Raw genomic sequence first — 1,912 nt, 5'->3', positions numbered from 1 at the left:
CCTTGTTGTATACCCAGCGACAACACCCGAAGGTCTTCGCCATCAGGCTGCGCTGGTGTGCAGTGGGGTATAGACGAAATTCAAACGCCTTATCCACACCCCGCACCCTTTCTTACAGCTGTACGCGACAGCGCCCCTACTTGTTCTACGAGCATGATTATACCATAGAAAACGAACTTGTGTTCGCCTAAAGGCGAAGCGCCTTATATCCTCATATCTAAAGAAAGGGGTTTTACGGCGCTTTTGATAAAAGCCCGATGTCGATGCTGATGCTGATAGCGCGACGCAGGGAAACAGGAATAGCACGCATAGCCGATTCGCGCAGACCGCAAAGCACCAATGCCACCAGCAAGCAAAAGATAGAGAGACTTTCGTGCAACACTTGATGATCGAGACCGCACGACGTCTTACGGAGAAGAAAACGTCTGGCCGGCTTGACCCGCATGCCCTCACAACGAGATCGCCTACCGCCTAGGCAAGTGCTTTTGCAGGGTTTTCGTTGACAGGGACATCTTAAGCGGGCAGTATGGGGAAATCTGCGAACCAGCCCCGGGCGGACGCACCAACCAAGACCTCGCCCCGAACAAGGAGAAGCCCATGCCCCGCATTCATTGCCTGAACAACATTTCTGCCTACGGCACCGACCTGCTCACCGATTCCTACGAGCTCACCGACGACGCCGGATCGGCGACGGGCATCCTGGTGCGCAGCGCCGCCATGCACGACATGGAGTTCGGCGGCGACCTTCTGGCCATCGCACGCGCGGGTGCCGGCGTGAACAACATCCCGCTGGACCGCTGCGCCGAAGAGGGCATCGTCGTGTTTAACACGCCGGGCGCGAACGCGAACGCGGTGAAGGAGCTGGTGCTGTGTGCGCTTCTGCTGGGTAGCCGCGGCATCGTGGAGGGCATCGAATGGTGCCGCGACAACGCCGGCGACGAGAACATCGCCAAAGCGGCCGAAAAGGCGAAGAAGGCCTTCGCAGGACGCGAGATCAAGAGCAAGAAGCTGGGCGTGATCGGGCTTGGTGCCATCGGAGCCGAAGTGGCCAACGCCGCCATCGGGCTTGGAATGGACGTGTATGGCTACGACCCTTACGTGTCGGTAGGCGCGGCATGGCGCATCTCGAGCGACGTGCACCACGTGACGAACCTCGACGATATGTTCCGCACCTGCGACTACTTCAGCATCCACGTACCTGCTATGGAAGGAACCATTGGCATGGTGGACGCCCATGCCTGCTCGCTCATGCCCGAAGGTGCCGTGTTCCTGAACTTCTCCCGCGACACGCTGGTGAACGACGAGGCCATGGCCGCAGCACTCGCATCCGGCAAGGTGCGCGCCTATATCACCGACTTCGCCACGCCGGCCGTGATGAAGATGGATGGCGCCATCGTACTGCCGCACCTGGGAGCCTCCACCGCAGAAGCCGAGGACAACTGCGCGGTCATGGCCGTGCGCGAGATCATGAACTACCTGGAGAACGGCAACATCGTGAACTCGGTGAACTACCCGGCCTGCGACATGGGAATCTGTCCCGAAGGACAGGGACGCGTGGCCGTCATGCACCGCAACGTCCCCAACATGATCAGCCGCATCACCAACACCTTCGGCGACGAGGACGTGAACATCGAGAACCTGACGAACAAGACACGCGGAGACTACTCCTACACGCTCATCGACGTGAACCAGCCCGCGCCGGTCAGCGCGCTCGACCACCTCGCCGGCCTCGAAGGCGTGCGCCGTGTGCGCGTGGTGAAATAACCCGCATTTCTCCCCTGACGAACAAGAGCGGAGCCGCCGAGGCTCCGCTCTTGTTCGTCCAACCCCCCTCTCCCGCGCGACTTACTCGCCGTTCTTGCGTCCTTTCGCTATTACCGCCAACCTTCACCGCCATTGGCGGTAAAATTGG

Annotated in this window: 1 protein-coding gene; it reads left to right on the top strand. The window is 60.0% G+C overall.

Going from position 1 to position 1,912, the window contains the following annotated elements; genetic code table 11:
• Positions 1 to 597 precede the first annotated feature (597 nt).
• Complete coding sequence (locus tag RR842_RS14460; protein ID WP_332554577.1) at positions 598 to 1,764, top strand: phosphoglycerate dehydrogenase; 1,167 nt, start codon at positions 598 to 600, stop codon at positions 1,762 to 1,764.
• Positions 1,765 to 1,912: the final 148 nt, after the last annotated feature.

It is taken from the genome of Gordonibacter sp. (genome assembly GCF_036667095.1).
Classification (GTDB): Bacteria; Actinomycetota; Coriobacteriia; order Coriobacteriales; family Eggerthellaceae; genus Gordonibacter.
This window is presented reverse-complemented; position numbering and strand designations above follow the sequence as displayed.